This is a genomic window from Paenibacillus sp. 10L310 (assembly GCF_056395745.1).
The window spans coordinates 652,809-673,542 of record NZ_JBFTKC010000001.1 but is presented as its reverse complement, the minus strand read 5'-3'; the positions used below and the strand labels follow the sequence as shown (position 1 = coordinate 673,542).

Sequence of the window (20,734 nt, the reverse complement as noted above, 5' to 3'; positions counted from 1 at the left end):
AAAGCCCTTTTGTAAAATACCGGAAAAAACGCGCGGCACTTGATTTATTTCGCTTCGTACCAGTTATCACCAAAGCTGACTTCGGCTTTCAGCGGAACCGACAGTTCCAATGCTTTTTCCATGACAGAAGGCACTAATTCCTTCATCAATTCCAATTCATCGGCAGGCACTTCGAATACAAGTTCATCGTGCACCTGAAGCAACATACGGCTCTTCAACTTGCGTTCCCGCAGCGCTTCATCCATCTGTACCATGGCCAGCTTGATGATATCTGCCGCTGTTCCCTGAATCGGTGTATTCATCGCCGTACGCTCTGCGAAGGAACGCAGATTGAAGTTACTGGCATTAATCTCTGGCAGGTAGCGACGACGTTCCAACAGCGTTTTGACGTAACCATCCTGACGAGCTTCCTTCACAATGTCATCCATGTATCGGCGGACACCCTGGAACACTTCAAAATACTGATCAATAAACTGCGCAGCCTCTTTACGTGTAATATGCAGGTTCTGTGATAAACCATAATCACTTATTCCATACACGATACCAAAGTTAACTGCCTTGGCGGAACGACGCATATCCCCATCCACATCCTCAGGCTTCACGCCGAATACATCCGAAGCGGTCTTTGTATGAATATCCATATCATTGACAAATGCTTCCTTCAAGCGCTCATCGTCCGAAATGTGGGCCAGTACACGCAGTTCAATCTGGGAATAATCTGCTGCCAAAATGGACCATCCAGGTTCGGAAGGAACAAATACCTTCCGGATTTTGCGACCTTCTTCCATCCGAATCGGAATGTTCTGCAAGTTCGGGAATTGACTGCTAAGTCGTCCGGTAGCAGCAATGGTCTGACGATAATACGTATGCACCTTGCCATCCCGATTGGATATCTCTTTGAGCAATCCTTCCACATAAGTGGATTGCAGCTTGGCAAGCTGACGATATTGCAGAATATGCTTGACCACATCATTATAAGGAGCCAATTTCTCCAATACTTCAGCATCTGTGGAATAACCCGTTTTTGTTTTCTTCACCACTGGCAAGCCCAGTCTATCAAATAAAATCTCACCCAGTTGCTTTGGTGAATTCAGATTAAATTCCGTTCCTGACAGTTTGTAAATCTCAGCCATCAACCTGCTGATCTGTTCTTCAAACTCACTGCCCAAAGCCTGTAGATCGGCTGTATTGGCCTTGATGCCCTGTTTCTCCATGTCCGCCAATATGCGTGACAACGGCATCTCCAGTTCATGGAACAGTGAATTCATCTCATCGGTTTCCAGCACTTGCTCCTGAAGTGGAATAATGGCTGCTACTGCGGCAGCTTTGCGGCACAGGAAATCACCCAAGATCTCCACTTCCGGTACCTTGTACTTGGCACCTTTGCCCATAACCGTGTCATCCTCCACAAGTGAAGGCAGACCATACTTGGTCGTGAGTCCACTAATCGTCTGGTTGGATTCGGTTGGATCAAGCAAATACGCCGCCAGCTGTACATCAAATGACGCACCAGCGAATTCAATGCCATGTGCATGCAGGGCCAGATCTACACGATGAAGATCATAACCGCGCTTTGGCTGGTCTGAATTACCAAGCCATGCCCGCACTGGAGCGGCAGCTTCGGAATGAAGCAATTCCGGAGATATGAACGTATATGTTCCAGCGGAACCTACAGCAAGTCCAATCAATTTCGCTTGGTGCGGGTTATCCCCATGTGTCTCCACGTGGAGTACATCAATGGAATCGAGGGAACTGAACAGCTCACTGATGTTGTCCTCTGTTGCAATGGAAGACTCCACCTCGGCAGCAGGGACCGCTTCCTGTTCAGAACCGATGCTGCCACTGAACGACAGGCGTTCGAGCAAGGATTTGAATTCCAGCTTGGCCAATGCAGGGCCCGCATTTTCTTCTTTTAATCCAGCGAATTGCATATCCTCCCACGTCTGCTCCAGCGGAACTTCCCGGTGAATCGTCGCGAGTTGTTTGCTCATCCGGGCATCTTCGGCATGGGCCTCGATCTTTTCTTTCATCTTGCCTTTCAGCTCACTAGTGCCGTTCAGCACATCCTCTACCGATCCGAACTGGTGCAGCAGTTTCAACGCTGTTTTCTCTCCAACCCCGGGAATCCCCGGAATGTTATCGGACGCATCGCCCATCAGACCCTTGAGATCAATGATTTGCAGCGGCGTCAGACCATAACGTTCCTTAATCTGAGCAGGATCATACAGCTCAATATCGGTTACCCCTTTGCGCGTCAGCCCGATATGTACATGTTCGGAAGCAAGCTGCAGCATATCTTTGTCACCCGATACAACGAGTACCTGTCTGCCCGCTTCATCTGCCCGTTTGGTTAACGTTCCGATGATGTCATCCGCTTCAAATCCAGCTAGCTCAAACTGAGCAATGCCAAGTCCTTTCAGCAGTTCTTTGAGCAAAGGGAATTGCTCTGACAACTCTGGTGGTGTTTTCTCCCGTCCACCCTTGTATTCCTGATACCCTTCGTGGCGGAACGTGATTTTGCCTGCATCAAATGCAACCATGACATGTGTAGGCTTATGCTCTTCAAGCAATCTCAGTAGCATCGTAGTGAAGCCATATACCGCATTGGTATGCAGACCTTTCGAGTTGGTCAGAGGCGGCATTGCAAAAAACGCCCTGTAAATAATGCTATTTCCATCTATGAGAATAAACTTGTCCATTCCAGCACCTCGCGTATTATATGGTCAACCTCTTCAAATTACATCTACTCTCATGATACCATACCCACCTGTCACATCAAAAAGAATAGCCTCTTTCACTTCACATTTAATCACAAAAAAGAACCTTCTCCACAGACAGCTGTACACAGCCTACCTGAGAGAAAGTCCTTTTCCATTCATATGATTGCATTACTTAATCAGTACTGATTCCCAATTCCAAAGCAATGCTCTTCTATTGATTCAGATCCGGACGTTTACCTGTCACCAGGTATACCGTGCTCTCACCAATGTTGGTTGCATGATCACCAATACGTTCAATGTAACGCCCAACCATCATCAGCAGCATAGCCTGTGAAGCCTGATTCGGATGCTCTGTCATTAACGTGTAGAGATCACTGATCATGTGGCTGTACAGTTGATCGACCTGATCGTCTGTCTGAGCCATTTTGTAGGCCAGGTCTGTGTTTTCTTTCAGGAAAGATTCGATGGATTCATCGACCATGGATTTCACGATTTCTGCCATTTGCGGGATATCCACCAGAGGTTTAATCAGCTTCTGTCCATCCATCCGGAGTGTTACCTTCGCCACATCGAGCGCAAGATCTCCCATACGCTCCAGATCACTGGAGATTTTGAATGCCACGATAATACGTCTGAGATCCTTTGCCACCGGCTGTTGTGTGATGATCAGTTTGGAGCCAAGTTCCATAATTTTGTCTTCAAGGGCATTCAGATTCGCATCATTCTTGATGATGACCTGAGCTTTCTCCGCGTTCATCGTTTGTAAACTCTCAATAGCACCATCCAATGCTGCTCCTACATGTTCACCCATTTGTTTGAGCAAGGTACGTAGCTCTTCAAGCTCCTGATCAAATTCTTTTCTGCGAATCATAGATTTCATGTCCTCCTTATCCATCATCTCCGGGTATGCCGGGATCATTCCAATTCAGCTCGCTTAACCGAACCTTCCAGATATATAATCCTCGGTCCGGGAATCTTGCGGTGTGGAGAATAACGTCTCCGTATCAGCTGCCTCCACCACTTCACCATTCAGGAAAAATACCGTGCGTCCAGATACCCGTGCCGCTTGGTGCATATTGTGGGTAACCATAACGATCGTGTACTTGTGATGCAATTCTTTCACTAGCTCCTCAATCTTCAATGTGGAGATTGGGTCGAGTGCAGACGTTGCTTCATCCATCAGTAGAACGTCAGGCTGTACAGCCAGCGCCCGTGCAATACAGAGACGCTGTTGTTGTCCGCCGGACAAACTAAGTGCCGACTTTTTCAATACATCCTTTACTTCATCCCATAGGGCAGCATGGACAAGACTTTGTTCCACCAACTGATCCAGTTCAGCCTTTTGGGTTACCCCGTGCAAGCGCGGTCCATAAGCCACGTTATCGTATATGGATTTTGGAAAAGGATTCGGTTGTTGGAACACCATGCCAACTCGTTTGCGCAGTGTCTCCACTTCAATCTCATTACTGTAGATATCGGAGCCGTTCAGCATAACCTGTCCTTCCACACGAACACCCGGAATCATGTCATTCATCCGGTTTAACGTGCGAAGCAATGTCGATTTACCACAACCTGACGGCCCGATGAACGCAGTAACGGTTTTTTCCGGCAGATCCATCGATATATTTTTAAGCGCGTGATGCGTATCATAATATAAATTAAGATTTTCAATGTGAATGAGGTCCTTCATGGATGTTCACTTCTCCTTCGCTGCAGGGACACGGAAACTCCCTTTACGTTGAGACCGATACTGATAATCTTTCATCGCTGCTCGGCCATCTTTAATATCCTACCCTTTCATTGTAAAAACAGTATCACTTTCATGTTAACGGAATGTAAAAAAGACATCCTTAACCTTCATGATCTGCTTGATGGATCAATCTGATTGCTGATGCCTGCTTTATTGACTACCTTATAGTTTACTCTCCATTCGAAACCATCTCATCCAGCTTCGTACGAATGTGCTCTGCAACTTCTCCAGCTTTCCCGCCTTCCATGGCGATCTCCTCTGCTATACGAGACAAATCTCTCACCGCACTGTTCAGTTGTCGGAACGTTGCTCCCCCTGCGGTGACATGCACCGAACTGTCGTCAATCTCCGCTCCGCTTGCCTTAACCAGTTCAACAGTCTGAAGGGTCAATCCACCAATATTCTCTAGCAATGAAGACATGTTCCCCGCAACTTCACGGGTCTGTTTTGCGAGCGCTCGAATCTCGCCTGCAACAATCTGAAAACCTCGTCCATATTCACCGGCATGAGCTGCTTCAATGGAAGCATTCAGGGCGAGGAGACCACTTTGATCTGCCAGGGAGCGAATGGATTGTGCCATGCCTGAGCCTGTTTTGATCGAATTCAGCATGTGATCCGCATGTTGACCTTGACTTTCCATATGCTGATGTACCCGGTTATAGGAAGCATCAACGTGCTTCAAACTCTCTTCGCCCTGCTTGGACAATGCCATGATCTCACGGGCCTCATGAACGGTCTGATTCGCTGCATTCACCAGCTTGGTGACCGCATTATTGATTCTGGATATCTCCTGTCTGCTCTCGGTTACTGTACGTATGCGCTCTTCCGTAACAGCCTGTTGTAATCTGCGAGATAACGACATTACGTCACGCATCGTCAGCACACCAAGCAGTCTGCCTTGGTCCGTAACCAGCAGACAATCGTAGAAATGCTGTTCATCCCGTCCAAGTGCGATATCAATAATCGTTGAGGCTTCCATATGAATATCTGCTATGACCGGAGATGTATTCACTACTTGTATGACCGGCTTACGGTAGAATAGATCTGCGGCAAAACGGCCATTTAACATCCGATATAACGTCTCTCGCATTAACAATCCGGTAGGTTTCATCTGCTCATCACACAATACAATACATGGGTGATCCTGATTCATCATCGTCGCTGCTTCTCCACAGGTCGTATGGACCCCTGCGACAGGTACCTGACGATAATAGTCATGCAAATGGATCACAGATTCTTCAGCAACTAGTGCTACTTCAGTTTGCTCCATTATGAGTGTAGTTAATTCTTCATTATGTAAAACAACATGAGGCTGGTCAGGTTTCACTTCGAGCAACATGGGCATAAATGCGCAATCTCCTTTACGTAATACCTCCGTCTTGAGGTGGGTTATGTAGGTACAAAGTATCACTCAGATAAGTCCATGCTACTCCCTCTACGTAAAGAAAAATCTTCCTTTATGTTAAATGAACGTAAAATAAAACTCCCCGATCATTGCTAACTTGAATGATGGGGAGTTTTTCTTTTGACAACCAATTTATAACCTACACCACGAATGGAATCAATGTGAACCGATTCCGGGTCCAGCTCCAGCTTTTTACGTAATGAACTGACGTGAACGTCCACGGTTCGTTGACCTCCGATATAATCGAAGCCCCACACAGCGTTCATCAGATCATCCCTTGTCAGTACCACACCCGGCTTTTTGGCCAAATATAGCAGTACTTCGAACTCTTTCGGTCGCAGACTGATGGATTGTCCACCCAGTGTCACTTCATATTTCAGAGGATAAATCTCCAGCTCGCCCAGAATAATTCGTGAACCATCTTTGTCCTCAAGCTGTGGTAAATCTTCACCATTGGAATAACGTCTTAATACCGCATCCACTCGGGCTAATAACTCAGATACACCAAACGGTTTGGTAATATAATCATCGGCACCTGATTTCAGTCCCTGTACAACCTCGGCTTCACCGTTCTTGGCCGTCAGAATGATAACCGGTGTACTAACACCCTGTATTCTTAACTTGCTCAGAATGTCCAGACCATTCATGCCCGGAAGCATCAAATCCAGCAAAATGAGATCAAATTCCTGGGACAAGGCCCGATCATATCCTGCAGATCCGTGATCCTCTGCCGTAACGTCATAACCTTCCTGTGTCAGGTTATACGTGAGTAATCTTGATAATGTAGGTTCATCTTCAATAACTAGTAAACGCTGTGCCATGATACCCCTTCTCTCTTCATAGGTTGTCTGTTGCCACAACACTTTTTCTATCATAGCACTAATTTGTTAACGCGGTGTAAAACAATACACACTTTTTACATTTTGATACTAGACGCCTACATCTCTTCTTCCTGAATGAAAGGAAGGATCACACGGAACGTTGTCCCCATGCCCAGCTCACTCTCTACAGACAATTTGCCATGATGCAGTTCCACCAGATGTTTAACGATGGATAGTCCAAGGCCTGTGCCCCCTGAATTACGGGATCTGCCTTTATCAACACGATAAAACCGTTCGAAGATTCTTGGCAAATCTTTTTTCGGTATGCCAATTCCTGTATCTGACACCGCAAAGACAACCTCATCATCGTTATCCATCGTCACCTGTAACTTCACTCGCCCACCATCGGGGGTATAATTGATTCCGTTGGATAACAAATTGATGAATATCTGCTTCATCTTGTCCTCATCCGCTTCAATGTACAGTTCCTCCGGAACATGCATTTCCAGACGAATTTGCTTTTTCTCCGCCACCTTGGACAAGGTGCCCAGCACCATTTCGAAGAAAGAGTGTACATGCACAGGTGAGCATTGCAGCGGTGCGCGTTTCGATTCAATTTTGGATAACTCCAGAATATCCCCGATTAATCGGTTAAGTCTATCTCCTTCATCATAGATGATTTTCAGGAATGATCGCTCTGTCTCCTTATCCTGTACCCCGCCGCTGAGCAACGTTTCGGCAAACCCTTTGACCGCAGCGACTGGTGTCTTGAGCTCATGAGAGACATTTGCAACAAACTCACTGCGCATGGACTCCAATCGGCGAATCGCCGTCACGTCCTGCAACAGGAACAACATGCCTCGATATCCACCATCATCTTCGGACATCGGTACTCCATCAATACGGATCAGTTTTTCCTCCGGGTTGAACACACTTACTTCTTCATGCATCCGTTCTTTCAGTGCAACACTCTCTTCAATGGTACGTGTTAATTCGTAGTGTCTTTTCAATTCAGTATAAGGCTTACCCGTAACCTTTCCTGCCTGAATACCAAGCATACGCTCCGCTTCCCGATTGACCAGTGCAATGGATTGCCCTGCGTCGATCATGACAATACCTCCGGTCATGTTCGCGAGGACACTCTGTAACAACGCTTCATTGTCACGAATCGTCTTCAGTTGGGACTGCAAGCTGTCTGCCATTCCGTTTATGGCAAGCCCCAGCTGTCCGATCTCATCTCTACGCGTTACATCAACTCTGGCATCGTATTCCAGCTTGGTGATCCGATGGGCCACTTTTGTAATATGCTCAATCGGGGAGGTTAATCCACGTGCAACCCGATAACTGACAAACGCGACAATTAAGAACAATAGCCCAAGTGCAGCAAACATAATCATCCAACCACGCTGAAGTCCTTGATCCACAGCCTGTAGACTCATGGAAAGACGAATGTAACCATCAAATTTGCCGCTAGGTATTTCAATCATGTCACTTTGATCCGAATTCACAGGTAGTGCTACATATAGCATGTCTTGTCCCAATGTCTCACTGTAACGTATGGATTGGCCATATCCATCTCCGACGGCACCCTTAATCTCCTCACGGTTCAAGTGATTATCCATGGAGGCCGGATCACTCTCGGAATCCCCAATGACCATGCCGTCTTTATTGATGAAGGTTACCCGGGAATCCGTCAGACGATCCAGTTCCAGCGCCCGATCTGAATAATACTTTCGTGTGGCTTCCGAGGTTGGATCACTTGCATCATGGAATGGAAAAGTTGCTTTGAGCAAATTAATCTCGCGCACCATGGTTTGCTCCAATGCGGCTATATGCGTAGTCTTAAACACTCTGCCCATCGTATATCCAGCCACAATGACGGATACACCGATCAGCACCATCATAATGATGGCAAGGCGAATTCGGAACGGTCTCATCTATCTCTTCCTTTATGATCAGATTAATATCTAATGAATTGCTCTACATTGAATCCAGTTCAATTCGGTCCCCACGGGTACCCGGATTGGAAATTACAAGAAACTCCACTTCTTCGTCGCTCCGATTCATCATCTGATGCGGCATTCCGGGTGCAATCTCTATTCCTTCATGGGTTTCCAGCACAAACGTCTCTCCATTAAGTTCCATACATGCTTCACCGCTGAGGATGAAAAAAAACTGACGGCTTACCGAATGATAATGTCGTATTTCAGCCGTTCCTGCAGGCATTCGTTCATGAATGATGCTCAATTTTTCGTTTTGAACAAGGTGCCAACCATCGCAATTCCCACCCCATATATAATGCGCCGCATTCTGTTTGCTCATTTTCATATGACTTGTCCCTCCGAGTATAATTGCTCGATCTATCATATCACAGATTAGGGGACTCCCAATCTTTTCAGTCAGTACTTTGCAATACGCTATCAACTGCAGTGAGACAAGGCTAATAATAAAATATCATAGTTGTATCAACAGAGATGCCGACTTTTGTAAACAGGTGATATCCGCATCTTTGACATACATATTCACCTGATATAAAAAAGACGCACCGCTCAGCCATGCTGAAAGCGATACGCCTCTCTATATAATCAATCTTATCCTGAATCTAAACGTTCTTAACGTATTATCCGTTCACCACTTCGCCACCATTCACATGCATCACCTGTCCGCTTACATACGAAGAGTCATCCGAAGCAAGGTATACGTAAGCGGGAGCCAGTTCATCCGGTTGTCCTGGCCGCTTCATTGGCTGCGTTGCGCCGAACTCACTTACTTTTTTCTCATCAAATGTGGATGGAATGAGTGGTGTCCAGATCGGCCCTGGTGCAACGGCATTGACACGAATTCCCTTCTCAATCACATTCATCGATAATGAACGAGTGAACGAAGTGATTGCTCCTTTGGTAGATGAATAGTCAAGCAGGGTTGGGCTTCCGCGATAAGCTGTGATAGAGGTTGTATTTATAATCGTACTGCCCTTCTTCAGATGTGGCAGGGCTGCTTGCGTCACATAGAACATGCCAAAAATATTGGTACGGAATGTACGCTCCAACTGTTCTGGCGTAATATCCTCCAGATTCTGCTGTGGATGCTGTTCTGCTGCGTTATTCACGACAATGTCCAGTTTGCCCAGTTCATCTACTGTCTGCTGAACCGACTTCTTCGCAAAGGCATCATCACCAATGTCACCTGCAATCAAGATGCACTTGCGTCCTTCTTGTTCGACCTGACGCTTCGTTTCCTTGGCATCTTCGTGCTCGCTCAGGTATACAATGGCGACATCCGCGCCTTCCTTGGCATAGGTAACAGCAACAGCACGTCCAATTCCGCTGTCACCCCCTGTAATAAGGGCCACCTTACCCGTCAGTTTACCTGCTGCCTTGTATTCAGGCTTCTCAAATTCCGGTCTGGGATGCATCTCCGATTCAATACCGGGGCGTTGATCCTGATGCTGTGCTGGCATTGTTTTTTGATTTTGTTGTGTGTTGGTTGACATCTAACATTCTCCTCTCAAAATGTGAACATGTTTGGATTACAGAAGACATGGACCCTAACTGTATACTTCCTTGTCTTTCGTTCTCTGAAAAAGTCTCATTCTGTAGGATGGCATGAACAGTTCAGATTATTCTTCTGCGATGAACAGCAACTTAAGCCTCAGCGTGCTGTCTCTAATCGTTATTTACCACTCTCTTTAGATATCAAACAACCAATTTGCTTCAATGCCTGTTTGGCCAAAAATTCGAAATTTATTCGAAATTAGACTGTTTCATGATACAAAGTGTATTCCTATGCTGCTTGGGCTGATGTACAATGTACAGTATACTGATGTGCTTTAACTCTCATCTTTATTGGTTTAATCATTCTAACCTAACATGGAGACCTGACAATGGAATCGCATATTAATTCATATATAACACTCGTCGCTACTTCAGCCGTGCTGAATGTCTTTTTGTGTTTATATACCTATTTCAGAAGATCCGAGATTCCCAGTTCCAAAATATTCATTCTCTACACAGCAGCACTCTCCATATATACTTTTGGTTATGCGATTGAGCTAGCCAGCAACACGCTGGAACAGATGATGTTTTGGACCACCGTGGAGTATATAGGCATGCCCTTCTCCGCATCTCTTGGCCTCATGTTGATGATAAAGTACACAGGAAAAACGTTATCCAAAAAGGTAACTGCCGCGCTGTTTGTAATCCCTTCCATTACCCTAGGTATGGTTGCAACCAATGACTTTCATCATCTATTTTATAAAAAAGTATGGCTAAGAGAAGATAGTCCCGTTCCTCTGATGGATATCGCAGTGGGTCAATGGTATGTTGTACATGGTGCATTCACCTTCTCCTGTCTGTTATGTGCCTGCCTTATTCTGATTGGACAATGGAGACACACCAAGAAGATGTATCGTCGTCAATTACTTACTCTCATTACTTCACAGATTATTCCTATGGTCGCAGCTTTTCTGTATTTGCTTGGTTTGACCCCCGGAGGGATGGACCCCGTCCCCGTGCTCATGTGTATCACATCTGCTATGTATATCTGGGCCATTCTATCCTCACGTCTACTGACCATCGTACCCATCGCCAAAGACAGTATTTTCGAGAGCATGCGTGAAGGTGTAATTGTACTGGATAGTTTCAATCGACTGGTCGATTACAACAGATCTCTGCGTGACATGTTGCCAGAGCTTAATACAACCATGATTGGCCAACCCTTGGATGATATCTGGCTTAATCTTGCTGGAAAGACATTTCCCGTTGAATACGGAAGAGAAGGATTGCAAACTGATCTGTACTGGCAGTTAAACGGAGAGACCGTCTGTTATCAGGTCAGGACATCTTACGTATATAACAAGGATGCACAGACTGTGGGCAGTCTAATTATGTTAATTGATATAACGGAACAACGCTTCTTGCAAGAACAGCTGAAACAGTTGGCTTATTTTGATGGTCTGACCAAAATCTATAATCGCACTCAATTTTTGCATAGAGGTCGAGAGATTTTGAGTGAAGCTCAGCTTAACCCGCAACCTGTTTCATTCATTTTATTTGATATTGATTACTTTAAACGCATCAACGATACATACGGGCATGATGTTGGCGATCAGGCCATCATTCATGTGGTCTCTGTTTGTAATCGATATTTAAGCCCTGAGATGTTGTTTGCCCGATATGGAGGCGAAGAGTTTGTCATCGCTCTTCCGAATACCTCGCTTCAAGAAGCCGAGAAACTTGCCGAACAACTGAGAGTTGTCTTATTGAATGACCCCCTGGATGTTAAGGGAGTGCCTATTACGCTGACCTCAAGCTTTGGTATTGCCCAGTACAATGGAGGGTCAGATTCGCTGGAGTCCTTGTTACGCGACGCTGATACAGCCTTGTACGAATCCAAGCGTAATGGTCGAAATGCAGTGCGTGCGTACACTGTGAGTACAACCTAACCAATGTAGATCGCGTCTGATGGAATATGCATGCTGTTATGTATGGTAGTGATTCCCTCTAGTTCCAGTTCAAAATAAACCGAGTACTGCTGATTTCATCTTGGTAATAACAAAAAATAGACAGCCAATGAGGCTGTCTATTTTTTGTTTGTTTCAACGAAACACCATCTTACATCTCATCCGGCTTGTCCTAAGTACGTCTGCAAACGCTTAACCAACAACTAACAATACATCTTCATAAGGTGGATTAACCGTCCGCAACGCATTTAGATCACCTGATTATTCACCATCAGGTACACCATGATTAGCAAGAATACAGCCAGAAGTGTACTGAACATACGGATCTTGCTTTGCTCAGGACCCACATCACGTTTGTTTTTCACACCTTCTGCAGCGAGTCGCAGCGGTTTACCCATAATTCCTCCAATAGCCGCAATAGCCAAGAGCAGAACAACAACGACAGCCATCCAGACATGAGAATACTCACCTTTGGTCATCAGGTAACCACCAGTAAGAAGTTGGATTACAAGTCCATACTGCGCGACTTTGTTCAAAGAACGAAGTGATGCAAAGGCTCCCTCTTGTGCTGCGGCATTCAAAGTACGGATTTTACCGACCACAAATGGCAGAATCAAATAGAATCCCATCGCCAGTGCTCCAACAATATGGAGCAAATACATAATCATTGTCAAAATTTTCATCCTCCTCAACATTTTCGGTGTGCTATACATCACATCCCATTATACTGGGGAACTTATCCAAAGAAAAGAAAACCTCCGGGTTTACCGGAGGTTTTCTTTTAGCTTCTGTTCAAAAAGTTTTCAAACTTACAGGTTTACTACCGAAATGACGTTGCGAACCGAATCAGCAGATTTGTCCAATCCTGCTTTTTCTTCCGCTGTCAGGTCAAGTTCGAATATTTTCTCAATGCCATTACCACCCAAAATGGTTGGTACACCGAGGAACAGATCATTATAGCCATATTCACCTTCAAGATAAGCGATCACTGGAATGATACGTTTCTTGTCCTTCAAAATCGCTTCGGTCATCTGAACAAGCGAAGCTGCTGGTGCATAATAGGCACTGCCGTTACCCAGCAAATTCACAATCTCGCCTCCGCCAACACGTGTGCGTTGAACAATGGACTCAATGCGGTCTGCCGGAATCAACGTATCGATCGGAATACCACCTACACTCGAATAACGAACGAGTGGCACCATGTCGTCTCCGTGGCCGCCAAGAACGAATCCACGAACATCTTCAACAGATACATTCAACTCTTGCGCAATGAAGGTACAATAACGTGCTGTATCCAGAACACCTGACTGACCGATAACACGGTTTTTAGGAAAACCAAGGGTCTGATAAGCTGCATAAGTCATCGCATCCACCGGGTTGCTTAGAATAATGACGATGGAATCAGGGCAATATTTTTTCACATTTTCACAAACGGACTTCACGATACCCGCATTCGTATTGACCAGATCGTCGCGGCTCATACCCGGTTTACGGGCGATACCAGCGGTGATGATTACAATCTCAGAACCTGCAGTATCTTCGTAGTTGGAAGTACCGACGATATGACTGTCAAATCCTTGAACAGGACTTGCTTCCATCATATCGAGTGCTTTCCCCTTCGTCGGGTTCTCCAGTTGAGGAATATCAACCAGCACAACATCCCCGAGTTCTTTTTGGGCAAGCATTAATGCGGTCGTAGCACCGGTAAAACCGGCGCCGACTACTGTGATTTTTTTGCGCTGAATAGTCAAGATTCACATCTCCCCTTACAGGTTTTTAATGATTTGATCCGCGAATTCAGAACATTTCACTTCAGTAGCGCCGTCCATCAGACGTGCAAAGTCATACGTTACTGTTTTATTGTTAATGGATGTTTCCATACCTTTGTAGATCAGGTTAGCTGCTTCTTGCCATCCCAAGTGCTCAAGCAACATTACTCCGGACAGAATAACGGAACCAGGGTTCACGACATCTTTGTCCGCGTATTTAGGTGCAGTACCGTGAGTTGCTTCGAAGATAGCATGTCCTGTTACGTAGTTGATGTTCGCTCCAGGAGCGATACCAATTCCGCCAACTTGCGCTGCAAGTGCATCGGACAGATAGTCACCGTTCAGGTTCAATGTTGCGATAACATCAAATTCGCCTGGACGAGTCAATACTTGTTGCAGAGCGATATCGGCAATCGCATCTTTTACGATGATTTTACCAGCATCTTCAGCAGCTTTTTGTGCTGCATTCGCTGCATCTGTACCTTCGTTTTCTTTGATGATGTCGTATTGTGCCCATGTGAATACTTTGTCAGCGAACTCTTCTTCAGCCACTTCATATCCCCAGTTTTTGAAGGCACCTTCTGTGAATTTCATGATATTACCTTTGTGTACCAGTGTAACCGTCTTACGGTTATGGTCAATTGCATACTGCACTGCTGCACGTACCAGACGTTTCGAACCTTCGGAAGAAACTGGTTTGATACCAATACCGGAAGTCTCAGGGAAACGGATTTTGTTAGCACCCATCTCCTGTTGAAGGAACTGGATCACTTTTTTCACTTCTTCAGAACCTTCAGCATACTCGATTCCTGCATAGATATCTTCCGTATTCTCACGGAAAATGACCATGTCTACCAACTCAGGACGTTTAACCGGAGAAGGTACACCGTCGAAATAACGAACAGGACGCAGGCATGTGTACAGGTCAAGCTCTTGACGCAGGGCTACGTTCAGGGAACGAATACCACCACCGATTGGCGTAGTCAATGGTCCTTTGATCGCTACGATATACTCACGAATGGCTTCCAGTGTATCATTTGGCAACCACTCACCGTATGTATCGAATGCTTTTTGTCCAGCAAACACTTCATACCATGCGATTTTTTTGTTGCCATCATAAGCTTTTTCAACAGCTGCATCCAATACACGTTTGGAAGCTTTCCAGATATCACGGCCTGTACCGTCACCTTCGATAAATGGAATGATTGGATTACTAGGTACTTGAAGTGTACCGTTATCAATTTGGATTTTTTCGCCTTCAGTTGGGTGAGCAAATTTTTCTAATTTCATAGTTAAAATTCCTCCTAAGTTTCGTATATGCAGTATTCATCATACCACTAGTCTTGTTGAGAGAAGGGTCCTGAGAGCTTAAGCCAGTAAAGCCTCTGCTTTCCAACCCTTCACCTCGTCCATATTATTATACTGTTTTTGCGGCTATTAGCGAAGTTCAATAGAAACGTATTTCTGTTCTGTAGGGCCAGTGTACTCCGCACGTGGACGAATGATGCGATTGTCCGCAAGCTGTTCCAGAATATGCGCTGTCCATCCAGACACCCGGCTGATGGCAAAGATCGGAGTGAACAATTCCTGTTCGATCTCCAGTTGGGTATATACAGAAGCAGAATAGAAGTCTACGTTAGGCTTCAGTCCTTTTTGTCCTGTTACCAGTTCCTCGATCTTCACAGACATATCATACAAACGCGTATCATTGTTCATCTCGCCAAGTTCCTTGGACATCTTCTGTAGATGTTTGGCGCGTGGATCACCGTTTTTGTACACACGATGTCCAAAACCCATGATCTTTTCACGATTATTCAGTTTTTCCTGAATTGCCGCTTCAAGACGATCAGGCGTACCGATCTCATTCAACATTTTCATAACGGCTTCATTAGCACCGCCATGCAGTGGTCCCTTCAGTGCGCCAATGGCGGAAGTTACACCGGAATAGATATCTGACAGCGTCGCAACCGTTACACGGGCTGCAAATGTCGAAGCGTTTAACTCGTGATCCGCATGCAGGACAAGGGCTTGATCCAATGCTTTCACTGCGGTCTCGGATGGTTCTTCACCAGTCATCATATATAAAAAGTTCTCTGCGATGGAAGCGCCTTCTTTTGGTGCCACAGGTTCTTTGCCCTGACGGATACGGGCGATGGCTGCCACAATCGTTGGCAACTGTGCTTGCAACTTAACCGCTTTGTTCTCATTCGCTTCCGTTGTCATCTCATCCGCTTGCTCGTCGTACAGTGCAAGTGCAGAGACAGCGGAACGAAGTGCTGCCATGGTACTGACGTTTTTCGGATACAATTGGATTTGTGCAATCAACTCGCTCGGAATCGGCGCGTAATCGCTCAGGCTTTTACGAAGGGATTTCAGTTCATCCGTTGTTGGCAATTTACCAAACCACAACAAATAGGCAACTTCTTCAAAGCTGGCATGTTCAGCCAAATCGTCGATATCGTAACCACGGTATGTGAGCACACCGTCTACAATAGAACTGATCGAAGAGGTTGTCGCAACGATGCCTTCCAGACCTTTGGTAGCTGTCATATTACATCTCTCCTTTAATAAGCGAAATCAGGAACCATTCCAGAGTGTCATATAAGTGCCAAAATGCACCTATTCTCTTTTTGTAAACATTTTCATTTTAAAATTAACAAATATTTCAAACTACGGTTTTCCTATCTGTCAATCGGTATTTACTTATAACATCATACTGGATTTTGTCGTTTATGTGAACATGATGAGAGTTCATTCGCACATCAAACTTCTTTATCGGTCCGATAAAGCATTTTTGAAAGCCTTTACAAAAACAAGGTTGACATTTAATGTTTTTTAACCAATCCTGTCGTATGAGAACTTTCTATTGCTATATTCTGTAATACTAAGGCATACTCTAGGCAAAAGAAAGAATCCCGTAGATCTTGTTCAAAAATCCGCTTTTGAACAAGATCTGGTAACATCCCGGCGTTTCAAAACCTTGTAAATGCTCTATATTAATTAAGATAGCCATCTATTTCTAATACTGCTTCATGGATCATACATAGGTCGGCTTAATTGAAATAAGGAGAGTTGATGCTTGGATAGAATAATAATGAAACGCCTGCTCCGTGGCTTATGGGTTATCATTGCGGCAGTTCTGATCGCCGTTGCCATATACTTGCTGTTCCCGCTTTTGTACCCTTTTGCGATTGCTTGGATTATCGCCTATGCCATGAATCCTTTAGTGAAACTGCTTCAGCATCGAGCACGATTCCCGCGCTGGCTGGCTGTGACTCTTTCATTGATCCTTTATTTTGGAGCCATTGCGGTGGTGCTGTCTGCGGCGATTACCCGCATGGTAAAAGAAGTCATTTCACTTACGACAAGCTTTGATCTTCATGTTGATGAAATCAAGGACACGTTTGTGCGCTGGACCCAGAATGACACCATTCAAAGTTTGACTGCGCAGATCAATGAATTTTACAAGGAAAATCCCAACTACCAGGAAACCATCAACAGCAATATTAGTAAAACAACTGAAACGGTAGGTACAGCCGTCACAGATCTGGTCACCGGATTTTTCAACATGATTCTGAGTCTGCTGACTTCCCTGCCGAACATGGGCGCGGTATTAATCGTTGTTCTGTTGTCTACATTCTTCATTAGCAAAAGCTGGACCAGGCACAACATCACCGTATCGGGATGGGTACCCTCTTCCATTCGCAAGCCGATATCCGACATCTGGACCGACCTTAAGAAGGCACTGTTCGGATACGCAAGAGCACAATTGATCATGATCTCGATTACAGCACTATTCGTCATGATTGGACTGCTTATATTGCAAGTCAATTCAGCCTTCACCATCGCTCTGATGATTGGTTTGGTCGATCTGCTTCCTTATCTGGGTGTTGGCCTTATCATGGTGCCTTGGGCAGCGTACCTCTTTATGAATGGGGATCTGTATCTGGGCATTGGGATTAGTATTATCTATTTGATCTTATTGATCGCCCGTCAGATTATTGAACCGAAGGTACTTGCAAGCAGTGTAGGGCTCGACCCACTCGCCACGCTGGTTGGCATGTTTGTGGGTTTGAAGTTGTTCGGTGTTCTGGGCTTGATTATTGGCCCTGTCAGTCTCGTGATTCTGGATGCGTTCAATCGGGCCAACGTATTACGCGACCTTAGAACGTATATCATCAACGGTCGTGTCCGATGAGGCATCATCTTATGAGCACCCAGGAAAATAGAAAAAGGCTTCGTTCAACAGAAATCATCTGCTGAGCGGAGCCTTTTCCATTTTGCATAACAACTGGTGTTTCATTTCGGACGACGATAAAACGTAATTTTGCCACTTTTCATTTTTTTCTCCAGCCACCCCAGGAAGAACAGACGGTACACCGGACGTGTTAATGGAAATACCAGTGTGAACCCGATCAGATCCGTTACAAAGCCTGGAATCAAAAGCAAGAAACCACCGACAAAAATAAAAAGACCATCGACCATTTTTCTTCCAGGTACCTTGCCACGCTCCATCTCGGATTTGGCGTCCACAAGTACCTTTCGCCCTTCAAACTGCAACATTGCTATACCAATCAAGGACGTGAGAATCATGAGAAGCAATGTCTTTCCGGCTCCGATCCAGTCACTCATCAGAACAAAACCAAATAATTCAATCACCGGAATGATTAAGAGTAAAGCCCACATCCATTTTCGCATTGACGTATTACCCCTTTCCCGAAAGCCACACCTTTTCAAGCGCGCTGTATAACTCAGAGGCTGCCTTATCCAGCCGAACTGGCTTCCAGTCCCCATTCACCCATACATGCTGTGTAGAACCTGTAACTAGCCGTTCACCGGGGAGTGATTCATCAGTTGACCATACCCGTTCTCCAATCGCCATATGCTCATCAGGTTCTTCAGACATGCGTCTTACGTCATACTCATAATTCAGTCGCAGACCACTAAATGCAGCAATACGGGTGAAAATGATAATCTCATCATCATATCGGGCAGGCTTGTGATACTTCACATCCAGTCCGGTTACGGGAAGCAGTAACCCCTGTTCCTCCATTTTACGATATGTATACCCCATTTGGCGAATCATCTCAGTTCGACCGATTTCAAACCAATTCAAATAGTTCGCGTGGTAGACCACGCCCATCTGGTCACTTTCTTGATAGCGTACACGAAGACGTGCCGCATACCAGTTACCATTGCTCTGTTCTCGCACGTTATCGGCCTCCTTCGTTCTATCATTCATACGTGTTACCTCGTTGTAAAGTGTCAATAAGATGGAAAAAAAGCAACGGGACAATAAAGCCCCATTGCTTCTTTCCTGTTACTTCTCCATCCAAGACGCTATTAAGCGTTGTTTGGAATTTGGCTTACTTTAATCAGGTTGGTAGAACCGGAACGACCCAAAGGTACACCTGCTGTGATCACAACCAGGTCTCCTTCTTTAACAAGTCCGGATTTTACGCCGCCTTCAATTGCATTCTCGAACAAAGCATCCGTGGAATCAACCAGTCTTCCTTTGACAGGAGTTACACCCCAAGCCAGAGCCAAACGACGGGAAGTTCTGTCTTCCGTTGTCACAGCGATGATTGGAGATTCTGGACGATACTTGGAAATCATGCGTGCAGTATGTCCTGATTCAGTCGAAGTAATGATCGCTTTTGCGTTCAAATCTTGAGCTTGAAGAGCAACCGATTGGCTGATTGCTTCTGTAACTGTTGTTTGTTGAGCAACACGTTGTTTCAGGTACAACTCTTGGTATGGCAGAGCAGATTCTGCTTTTTCAGCAATACGGGACATGGTCAGAACAGATTCAACTGGGTATTTACCCGCAGCTGTCTCACCGGACAACATGATTGCGTCCGTACCGTCGAAGATTGCATTCGCCACGTCACTTGCTTCCGCACGTGTTGGACGCGGGTTACGCTGCATGGAATCCAGCATTTGTGTAGCTGTGATAACCGGTTTACCTGCAACGTTACATTTTTGGATCATGCGTTTTTGTACCAATGGTACTTCTTCCGCAGGAATCTCAACACCCAGGTCTCCACGAGCAACCATCAGGCCGTCAGACACTTCAAGGATTTCGTCGAGGTTATCGACACCTTGTTGGTTTTCGATTTTGGAGATGATTTGGATATGTCCAGCATTGTGTTTTTCAAGCAATTCACGAATCTCAAGTACGTCACTTGCTTTACGTACAAAAGAAGCCGCGATGAAATCGACACCTTGTTCGATACCAAATACGATATCGTTAGCGTCTTTTTCGGTGATACCCGGTAGAGAAATGGCAACGCCCGGAACGTTAACACCTTTTTTGCTTTTGATCGATCCGCCGTTAACGATACGGCATTTGATCTCGGTGCCTTGCACTTCCACCACAGTCAGTCCGATCAGACCGTCGTCGATCAGAATTGTAGATCCCGGTTCAACATCATTCGGAAGATCTGTATACGTAATGGAAAGACGTTCTTTGGTTCCCAGAATTTCTTCTGTTGTCAAAGTGATGTACTCGTCTTGAACCAATTCGATCGGTTCAACTTCGAGTTTACCTGTCCGAATTTCCGGTCCTTTGGTGTCCAGCAGGATCGCTACTGTTTTGTTCAATTCTTCGCATGCTTGGCGAATCGCAATGATCCGTCCGCCGTGCTCATCGAAATCACCGTGGGAGAAGTTCAGACGGGCCACATTCATACCGGCCATAATCAATTTTTTGGTGTTCTCCAGAGATTCACTGGATGGACCGATGGTACATACAATTTTCGTTTTACGCATTTTGGGTTTCCTCCGATTTTAAAGGTATTACTCTTTA

Annotated in this window: 17 protein-coding genes; 2 read left to right on the top strand and 15 right to left on the bottom strand. The window is 45.4% G+C overall.

What is annotated here, in order from left to right; all coding sequences use genetic code 11:
- Positions 1–44: 44 nt before the first annotated feature.
- The 8 genes from polA to AC1DE7_RS03340 all read right to left on the bottom strand — a co-directional run bounded on the left by polA (position 45) and on the right by AC1DE7_RS03340 (position 10,189).
- A complete protein-coding gene (gene polA / locus AC1DE7_RS03375) occupies positions 45–2,699 on the bottom strand; it encodes a DNA polymerase I (protein ID WP_211081064.1) in 2,655 nt (884 codons plus the stop codon).
- A 232-nt stretch (positions 2,700–2,931) separates the two neighbouring features.
- The gene (phoU, locus tag AC1DE7_RS03370) at positions 2,932–3,591 is read right to left on the bottom strand and encodes a phosphate signaling complex protein PhoU (protein ID WP_101313351.1); all 660 of its coding nucleotides are present in this window, start codon (positions 3,589–3,591) and stop codon (positions 2,932–2,934) included.
- A gap of 63 nt (positions 3,592–3,654) precedes the next feature.
- Entirely contained in the window at positions 3,655–4,410 is a 756-nt protein-coding gene (pstB, locus tag AC1DE7_RS03365; RefSeq protein WP_036609821.1) for a phosphate ABC transporter ATP-binding protein PstB, read from the bottom strand.
- 229 nt (positions 4,411–4,639) lie between these two features.
- Positions 4,640–5,815: a methyl-accepting chemotaxis protein gene (locus AC1DE7_RS03360; protein WP_477533729.1), complete on the bottom strand. Its 1,176-nt coding sequence runs from the start codon at positions 5,813–5,815 to the stop codon at positions 4,640–4,642.
- 152 nt (positions 5,816–5,967) lie between these two features.
- The gene (locus AC1DE7_RS03355; RefSeq protein WP_036609823.1) at positions 5,968–6,696 is read right to left on the bottom strand and encodes a response regulator transcription factor; all 729 of its coding nucleotides are present in this window, start codon (positions 6,694–6,696) and stop codon (positions 5,968–5,970) included.
- Between the two features lie 116 nt (positions 6,697–6,812).
- The gene (pnpS, locus tag AC1DE7_RS03350; protein ID WP_036609824.1) at positions 6,813–8,633 is read right to left on the bottom strand and encodes a two-component system histidine kinase PnpS; all 1,821 of its coding nucleotides are present in this window, start codon (positions 8,631–8,633) and stop codon (positions 6,813–6,815) included.
- Between the two features lie 43 nt (positions 8,634–8,676).
- A complete protein-coding gene (locus tag AC1DE7_RS03345) occupies positions 8,677–9,024 on the bottom strand; it encodes a cupin domain-containing protein (protein WP_477533728.1) in 348 nt (115 codons plus the stop codon).
- 292 nt (positions 9,025–9,316) lie between these two features.
- Positions 9,317–10,189: an SDR family oxidoreductase gene (locus AC1DE7_RS03340; protein ID WP_047842322.1), complete on the bottom strand. Its 873-nt coding sequence runs from the start codon at positions 10,187–10,189 to the stop codon at positions 9,317–9,319.
- A 390-nt stretch (positions 10,190–10,579) separates the two neighbouring features.
- On the opposite strand from AC1DE7_RS03340, the gene AC1DE7_RS03335 reads away from it, so the two are divergent.
- Positions 10,580–12,139 carry a histidine kinase N-terminal 7TM domain-containing diguanylate cyclase gene (locus tag AC1DE7_RS03335; RefSeq protein ID WP_477533727.1) on the top strand — a complete coding sequence of 520 codons (1,560 nt, stop codon included), beginning with the start codon at positions 10,580–10,582 and terminating at the stop codon, positions 12,137–12,139.
- A 266-nt stretch (positions 12,140–12,405) separates the two neighbouring features.
- On the opposite strand, the gene AC1DE7_RS03330 is transcribed toward AC1DE7_RS03335, so the two are convergent.
- The 4 genes from AC1DE7_RS03330 to citZ form a co-directional block, all read right to left on the bottom strand.
- Complete coding sequence (locus tag AC1DE7_RS03330; protein ID WP_017689485.1) at positions 12,406–12,831, bottom strand: hypothetical protein; 426 nt, start codon at positions 12,829–12,831, stop codon at positions 12,406–12,408.
- A 135-nt stretch (positions 12,832–12,966) separates the two neighbouring features.
- The gene (gene mdh, locus AC1DE7_RS03325; protein ID WP_036609827.1) at positions 12,967–13,908 is read right to left on the bottom strand and encodes a malate dehydrogenase; all 942 of its coding nucleotides are present in this window, start codon (positions 13,906–13,908) and stop codon (positions 12,967–12,969) included.
- A gap of 15 nt (positions 13,909–13,923) precedes the next feature.
- Complete coding sequence (gene icd, locus AC1DE7_RS03320; RefSeq protein ID WP_036609828.1) at positions 13,924–15,216, bottom strand: NADP-dependent isocitrate dehydrogenase; 1,293 nt, start codon at positions 15,214–15,216, stop codon at positions 13,924–13,926.
- A gap of 147 nt (positions 15,217–15,363) precedes the next feature.
- Entirely contained in the window at positions 15,364–16,476 is a 1,113-nt protein-coding gene (gene citZ, locus AC1DE7_RS03315; protein ID WP_017689488.1) for a citrate synthase, read from the bottom strand.
- Positions 16,477–17,005: 529 nt separating this feature from the next.
- On the opposite strand from citZ, the gene ytvI reads away from it, so the two are divergent.
- On the top strand, positions 17,006–18,124 hold the full coding sequence (ytvI, locus tag AC1DE7_RS03310; protein WP_036609832.1) for a sporulation integral membrane protein YtvI: 1,119 nt from the start codon (positions 17,006–17,008) through the stop codon (positions 18,122–18,124).
- Between the two features lie 101 nt (positions 18,125–18,225).
- Here the strand turns inward: ytvI and AC1DE7_RS03305 are convergent, their stop codons facing one another.
- The 3 genes from AC1DE7_RS03305 to pyk all read right to left on the bottom strand — a co-directional run bounded on the left by AC1DE7_RS03305 (position 18,226) and on the right by pyk (position 20,697).
- Positions 18,226–18,624, bottom strand: a complete 399-nt coding sequence (locus tag AC1DE7_RS03305; protein ID WP_036669966.1) for an FxsA family protein — start codon at positions 18,622–18,624, stop codon at positions 18,226–18,228.
- 7 nt (positions 18,625–18,631) lie between these two features.
- On the bottom strand, positions 18,632–19,168 hold the full coding sequence (locus AC1DE7_RS03300) for an acyl-CoA thioesterase (protein WP_047842320.1): 537 nt from the start codon (positions 19,166–19,168) through the stop codon (positions 18,632–18,634).
- Positions 19,169–19,269: 101 nt separating this feature from the next.
- Positions 19,270–20,697, bottom strand: a complete 1,428-nt coding sequence (gene pyk, locus AC1DE7_RS03295) for a pyruvate kinase (RefSeq protein WP_017689492.1) — start codon at positions 20,695–20,697, stop codon at positions 19,270–19,272.
- Between the last annotated feature and the right edge of the window lie 37 nt (positions 20,698–20,734).

What these genes read in the sequence shown, in the direction of transcription:
- polA (WP_211081064.1), bottom strand. Translation starts at nt 2,699, where the DNA reads ATGGACAAGTTTATTCTCATAGATGGAAATAGCATTATTTACAGGGCG.
- phoU (WP_101313351.1), bottom strand. Translation starts at nt 3,591, where the DNA reads ATGATTCGCAGAAAAGAATTTGATCAGGAGCTTGAAGAGCTACGTACC.
- pstB (WP_036609821.1), bottom strand. Translation starts at nt 4,410, where the DNA reads ATGAAGGACCTCATTCACATTGAAAATCTTAATTTATATTATGATACG.
- AC1DE7_RS03360 (WP_477533729.1), bottom strand. Translation starts at nt 5,815, where the DNA reads ATGCCCATGTTGCTCGAAGTGAAACCTGACCAGCCTCATGTTGTTTTA.
- AC1DE7_RS03355 (WP_036609823.1), bottom strand. Translation starts at nt 6,696, where the DNA reads ATGGCACAGCGTTTACTAGTTATTGAAGATGAACCTACATTATCAAGA.
- pnpS (WP_036609824.1), bottom strand. Translation starts at nt 8,633, where the DNA reads ATGAGACCGTTCCGAATTCGCCTTGCCATCATTATGATGGTGCTGATC.
- AC1DE7_RS03345 (WP_477533728.1), bottom strand. Translation starts at nt 9,024, where the DNA reads ATGAAAATGAGCAAACAGAATGCGGCGCATTATATATGGGGTGGGAAT.
- AC1DE7_RS03340 (WP_047842322.1), bottom strand. Translation starts at nt 10,189, where the DNA reads ATGTCAACCAACACACAACAAAATCAAAAAACAATGCCAGCACAGCAT.
- AC1DE7_RS03335 (WP_477533727.1), top strand. Translation starts at nt 10,580, where the DNA reads ATGGAATCGCATATTAATTCATATATAACACTCGTCGCTACTTCAGCC.
- icd (WP_036609828.1), bottom strand. Translation starts at nt 15,216, where the DNA reads ATGAAATTAGAAAAATTTGCTCACCCAACTGAAGGCGAAAAAATCCAA.
- citZ (WP_017689488.1), bottom strand. Translation starts at nt 16,476, where the DNA reads ATGACAGCTACCAAAGGTCTGGAAGGCATCGTTGCGACAACCTCTTCG.
- AC1DE7_RS03305 (WP_036669966.1), bottom strand. Translation starts at nt 18,624, where the DNA reads ATGCGAAAATGGATGTGGGCTTTACTCTTAATCATTCCGGTGATTGAA.
- AC1DE7_RS03300 (WP_047842320.1), bottom strand. Translation starts at nt 19,168, where the DNA reads ATGAATGATAGAACGAAGGAGGCCGATAACGTGCGAGAACAGAGCAAT.
- pyk (WP_017689492.1), bottom strand. Translation starts at nt 20,697, where the DNA reads ATGCGTAAAACGAAAATTGTATGTACCATCGGTCCATCCAGTGAATCT.